General features: G+C 63.4%; 4 protein-coding genes. All 4 read right to left on the reverse strand.

What is annotated here, in order from left to right; all coding sequences use genetic code 11:
• Positions 1 to 25: 25 nt before the first annotated feature.
• Positions 26 to 1,324 carry an ATP-grasp domain-containing protein gene (locus DRB17_RS18190; RefSeq protein ID WP_114583655.1) on the reverse strand — a complete coding sequence of 433 codons (1,299 nt, stop codon included), beginning with the start codon at positions 1,322 to 1,324 and terminating at the stop codon, positions 26 to 28.
• Positions 1,325 to 1,382: 58 nt separating this feature from the next.
• Positions 1,383 to 3,956, reverse strand: coding sequence for a cyanophycin synthetase (cphA, locus tag DRB17_RS18195; protein WP_241503888.1), 2,574 nt, complete (start codon positions 3,954 to 3,956; stop codon positions 1,383 to 1,385).
• Positions 3,957 to 3,996: 40 nt separating this feature from the next.
• On the reverse strand, positions 3,997 to 4,854 hold the full coding sequence (locus DRB17_RS18200) for a cyanophycinase (RefSeq protein ID WP_114583657.1): 858 nt from the start codon (positions 4,852 to 4,854) through the stop codon (positions 3,997 to 3,999).
• Positions 4,855 to 5,489: 635 nt separating this feature from the next.
• Positions 5,490 to 6,100: TetR/AcrR family transcriptional regulator (locus DRB17_RS18205; protein ID WP_147274953.1), on the reverse strand; the 611-nt coding region annotated here is incomplete at its 5' end.

Raw genomic sequence — 6,100 nt, forward strand, 5'->3', positions numbered from 1 at the left:
CAGCGTGAGGCCGCTTCCTGGGTGATTACGGAATGATCTCGTCGAACTCGAATGGAAGCTTCTTCAGAACGCGCTCGTAGTTGCGCAACAGAGTCGATCGGTTCTTCGCGCCCATGTATATCTGCGCCACGGCGAAGCTGTAGCTGTCCTGTTCCGGCAGATCCGACAGCATCATGCCTTTCTGTACGTTTGGGCGGACGATCGTTCCGGGCATCGCTTGTTCCACGCCGGCGATCTCCTCCGCCGTCGGCACGCGAGCGACGCGCCCGTCCCCGAGAAAGACGCGATGGAAGAAGTCCGCCGCCAGCGCATACTCGCCTTCGCCGCTTACCATGCGCGGCTTGCGGCCGAGAGCCACGTCCACCGTCACTTGATGGTGGCTCACCCCGTCAACCTTCTCGAACAGGTCGCAATGGGCCTGCGCAATGCGGGTATTGATCTCCAAAAGCCAGATCCGATCCTGGACCTCGTCCCAGAAGAACTCGATGTTGAAGGCCGCGTTATCATAGCCGATGTGGCTCATGACCTTGCGCGTAAGTTCGTTCATCTTCCGCTGGATACGCGCGGGCAGCTTCGAAGGGTAGAGATAATAGAAGAAACTGAGCACCTGCGGGTAGCGGACCGAATCCACGACGGCATAGGGCACCACCTCCCCCTCGTGGACATAGCCTTCGACGGTGCATTGATGCCCGCCGATAATCTCCTCCGCCATGCAGAAACCGCCATCGACCGCGCGTATCTCTTCGGGAAGCTCGGCCTGCTCCAACACATAATTGAACGGCTCGGAGATCAGCCCGATCTCGGCACGCAGCTTGCCAACGGCATGCTCGAAGTCCTCGGGGCTGTCGATCCGGAAGCCAAGGCGTGAGCCCGACGATTTGATCGGCTTCACGAAGAACGGGAAGTACAGGCCGGCGTCGCCAAGCTTCGCCAATGCACCGTCGTCGAAGGGATCGAAGCAAGTGAAGTTCGGTATACAGTCGGGAACCACCTCCCGCTGGGTCACACGGCTCCAGTATTTGTGTTCGCACTTCAGCAGGCTTTGAAGCGAGGCGTTGCGGGTGCCGAACCTCCTGGAAAGCAACGGCAGCATGGTCGACACCGGAAAATCCATGTAGCCGATGATCGCATCGACCTTGCCATCGAAGCCGGCAATCCTGTCCTCGGCCTCGCGAAGCATGGCCGGAATATCGAATTCCTCGGTGTCGTACACGGCGGCCGGATCGATCACACCGTGAAAGTTGATGTCCTCGGCGCCGTGAATCCGCTGCAGCTTCGCCAGATTGAAGTCATTCAAGCCCATGACGAACACGTTCGAAGCCATCGCAGCCCTCACTGGACGAATTCAGTTCAACACACTGCGCCGCGGCGCACGGGAGCCCTCACTTCGCGGCGATAGGGGCGGGCGTGCGGAAGCTGCGGCCCTTCAGCCGCTGTATCGCGCTGTCGATATCGTCCACCAGCAGCACCAGCAGGTCGCCCTCGGACGCCGCGTCGAAGGCACGTTCCACCGCGTCATGCTCGACAAGCACGACCTCCGCCTTGCAATGCGATGCGGCCGCCTCTTCCGCGCCGCGCCGCAGCAATTCCGCCGCCTCGCCGATCTCGCGCCCGCGTGGGTCGGATTCGCAGATGAACAACGCATCGTGCATCCGGGCCAACTGAGCGCCGAGCGCCATCAGATCCTCGTCCCGCCGGTTCCCGGGCGCACTGGCCACCGCGATCCGCTTGTTCGCGGTCAGGCTGCTTACCAGCTTGTCAAGTGCCACCAGCGCGGGGACATTGTGGCCGTAGTCGATCAGCGCGCGGACACCGTCGGCCTCGATCAGGTTCGTGCGCCCCGGCAACTGACCGGGAGTCGGATGGAAGGTCTGCAGCCCCATCCGAATGTCGCCGAGCGTAAGGCCGAGTGCGAAGCCGGCCGCCGCGGCCGCCATGGCGTTGGCAACGTTGAATGGCGCGTGGCCCTCGAAAGCGATCGGCACGTCGTTCACCGGAATGACCTCGGCCTCGATGTGCCCCTGACGCATGACGATGCGGCCTTCCGAGACCGTGAACGCAACTCCCTGGTCGTGGACGTGCTGGCGCACCGCCTTCGAATTCGGATTCAAGGTGAAGTAAATGATGTTCCCGCGCGCCCAGTAGGTCCCCTGCTCAAGAACCCTGGGATCGTCGGCGTTCAATACGGCCGTGCCGGTCTCGCGCACAGCGTCGACGACAACCGTTTTGCAGCGGGCCAGTTCGTCGAGCGTGTGGATGTCGCGCTCGCCCAGGTGGTCGCTGTCGATATTGAGGAGAACGCCGACGTCGCACTCGTCGAAGCCGAGGCCGCGGCGCATGATCCCGCCGCGCGCCACTTCGAGCACGGCGTGCTCGACCGTGGGCTCCTTCAGCACCGTGGCCGCGGCCTGCGGGCCACTGTAATCGCCGCGCATGATGATGTGATTATCGATCTCGATCGTGCCGGTACAGGCCATCCCGACTTTCCGGCCGGCATGCCGAAGGAGGTGCGAGATCAACCGTGTCGTCGTGGTCTTACCGTTGGTCCCGGTAATCGCAGTGATCGGCACCCGCCCGTCGCCGCCGTCGGGGAACAGCATATCGACCACCGGGGCGCCCACGTCGCGGCTTTGCCCATGGGTTGGCGCCAGATGCATACGGAAGCCGGGCCCGGCGTTGACCTCGACAACGCCGGCGGATTGCTCGTCCAGCGGCTTCGACAGTGTCTCGGCCAGAAGGTCGATGCCGATGATGTCGAGACCTATCAGCCGCGCGATGCGCTCCGCGACATCGTGGACCTCCGGATGCACGTCGTCGGTGACGTCCGTCGCCGTGCCGCCGGTGCTGAGGTTGGCCGTCGATTTCAGCCAAACGATCTCCCCGCGCGGGATCTTGCTGGCAAGTGTCCAGCCCTGCTGCTCGATGAGACGATGAGACTGCTCATCAAGGTAGATCTGGGTCAGTAGGTTCTCATGCCCGACGCCACGGCGCGGGTCCGCGTTGGCCTGGTCCACGAGTTCCTGCAGCGTCGACCTGCCATCGCCGATGACATGCGCCGCCCGTCGCCGCGCGGCCGCCACGAGCTTGCCGTCGATGACCAGGAGGCGGTGGTCGTCGCCCTTGATGTACTGCTCAACAATCACGGTGGAATGGCGCGCCTGGGCGATTTCGTAGGCTTCGTGCAAGGCGGCGTCGTCACCGATATTCGTGCTGACGCCGCGCCCGTGGTTGCCGACAAGCGGTTTCACCACGACCGGATAGGCGAATTCGTGTGCCGCTTCGAGCGCCTCTTCAACTGAATAGCATGCTCGACCCTGCGGCACCGGTATGCCCGCGTCGCCGAGGATCTGTTTGGTCCAGTCCTTGTCGTCGGCGATGCCATAGCCGATAACATTGGTTTTCCAGGTGACCGTCGCCTGGAAACGCTGCTGCTTGTAGCCGTGGCCAAGCTGAATGTAGCTGCTCTCCTCGCTGAGGCGGAAGTAGGGGATGTTCCGCGCCTTGGCGGCGTTCACGATCGATCCGGTCGACGGCCCCAGCATGTGCGCGTCGCGCACCTCCTTCAGTCGGCCGATCACCGCGTCGATATCGATTTCGCGCTCGTTGAAAAGACTCTCCACGACATCGACGGCCTCGCGGCCGGCGGCAAGCCCGCATGCCTCGTCGCGGTAGCGGTAGACGACGTTGTAGATGCCGGGATCGTAGCTATCGACCGTCTTCCCGTATCCCACCGAGAAGCCGAGCATGTTCTGCAGTTCGATGGCGACGTGCTCGACCACGTGACCGGCCCAAGTGCCGCGCGTCACCCGCTCCAGGAACCCGCCCGGCCGACCGACCGAGCAGCGGTGCTCCTGCAGGCCGGGCATAAGCTCCTTCAACCGCTCGACGATGCCCGGCACCATATCGCTCGGCCGGTGCTCCAGCTCGCCGATGTCGAGCCGCATGTAAATAACCATATAGCGACTGTAGTAATTCGGGCCACGAAGCGCTCTGTGCTCAAGGATCTGCACCGGTACCACCTATACGTGCTGTGAATTCCTCGGGCGACATGTACCTTCTATCTTTAATATCGTACCCGTAACCGGCAATTAGTGCATGAACCAGCATATTTTCAACAGCCACCGGGGCGCCAGCACTGACTTCAGCCACATTAGAACGTGCTAATCTGCCGCTATCGACAATAATAACATGACCTGGCCCGATAGCCTCAATTATATTGCCGGAATAGAATATGACGCCCGCGTCCTCGCCGAGTCCCACGCCGATCAGTTCGGGGTTCGTGGTGCCGGCCTCCATCAGCCGGGTGAAGCGGCCGCGCTCCAGGAAATGGCTGTCGATGATTACACCTTCGACGAAGCCGAAGCCGCGGGTCATGCTAACCGCACCCTTGCGCAGGGCATCGGCGGCGGAGCCGTTGTAGATCATGGTGGCGGACATGGCGACGGCGCCGGCGCTGGTGCCGGCGATCACGGCACCGGCCATGTAGCGCTCCCTGATCGCGTCCAGGACGGGGGAACCGCCGAAAACATGGGTCAGGCGAAGCTGGTCGCCGCCGGTGAAGAACACGACGCCGCAGTTCTTGACCATCTCCACATTGTCCTGGTCGGCGGACTGTTTTCGATTTCGTATATTCAGGGCGTGAACCTCGCTCGCGCCGAGCCGCCCGAAGGCGGCCTGATAGGCCGGAAGCACCTCTTCGGGGTATCCGCTTGCTGTCGCGATAACGAGGACCTTCGTGTTGTTCCTGGGCGCCAGTGAAAAGACACGGGACAGCACTTCGAGGTCCGAGGACTTGTCCTCGGCACCGCCAATTGCAACGATATGGCCGCGCGAGCCAGGTCGTTTGTTCGCCATAATTGTTTCCTGCTGGTCGAGTTCAAGTCACACTAAGATGAAAACCGGTCGGCATGGAAGACGCGGATGAACCTTAGACCAACCGTGACAGGGAATCGAGTGCGTGGTCTACCCCTCCGCCCGCGCCGATCGATAATATAGACCGTGGAACCGAATTAAAGGAGTCCCTGAAACCTCAGCGGGCGGCTTCGCCGAAGCGGCGACAGCGCCCCCTCGAACGCGGTCGTCAGGCTGTCGGCTTCCCGGCCATAGTATACCCGTGGCCACTCGCCACTGGGAACTCCGCCGCCGATGCGGCGGGCAGGATCGAGAGTCTCGCGCGCATAACGGGCAAGTTCCCTGGCCTTCCCTTCCCGCCCGACCAGCTCGCCGCGCCGTGGATGTGAACTTGCCGGAAATCCTTTTCTGTCAAAAGCGGCTACCCGCATGGCAGCCTTGAGGTGAGGCAAGAGCCAGGCAGAGACGATTACCGCGATAAAGCCTGCAAGCGAGTGTGTAATGTTGCTCTTGGCACGGGTGACCAAGAGGCAAAGTGCAGGGTCGTCGCGGGTGCAAGCCCAGCCACCCGCCTACGATGAGCCCTCCCGCCGTGTGGCCCCTGCCAGCTCCACGCTGGTCGCGCGCCGGCTACCCGCTCACCGCGCCGATCCCCGAGCCTGGTGGCTGGCCTCCACGCCGCGAAGCGCTGCATCGAGAATCCGCAGGCCTTCACGCTCGAGGTCGAATGCCCGCTCCGACAGCGACCAGCGAATCGCCGTCCCCTGGATCACGGAGATCAGCAGCCACGCAGCGGCGTCCGGGTCCACGTCGGGGTCGATCTCGCCGGCGCGCTGTCCGTCCGCGAGGATGTGTTCCAGCCGCGCGTGGAAGCGTCCTGCGACCTCCGCCATCCCGGCGCGCAGCGCGGCGTTGCCCTGGTGCAGCGTGCGCGAGAACAGGATGGCCGGCAGGGCCGGGATGGCCGCAATCAGCTGCAGCTGCGCGGCGACAAGCTGCCGCAAGCGCGCCGGTGCCGACTCGGTCTCGCCAAGCGCGGCGCGCCACGCCATCTGCATGCGCTCGCCCAGGACCGTCGCCAGCGCCCGCCACATCTCCGGCTTGCCGGCCGGGAAATGCCGATAGAGTGCGGGCTCGGTGACGCCGATCCGCGCGGCCAATGCCTTGGTCGTGACCGCGTCGGGGCCCTGTTCCCCGGCCATCCGGAGCATCGTGTCCAGGATCTGCCGACGTCGCTCTTCGCCAGTTT

It is taken from the genome of Ferruginivarius sediminum (genome assembly GCF_003344765.1).
Taxonomy (GTDB): domain Bacteria; phylum Pseudomonadota; class Alphaproteobacteria; order Kiloniellales; family Rhodovibrionaceae; genus Ferruginivarius; species Ferruginivarius sediminum.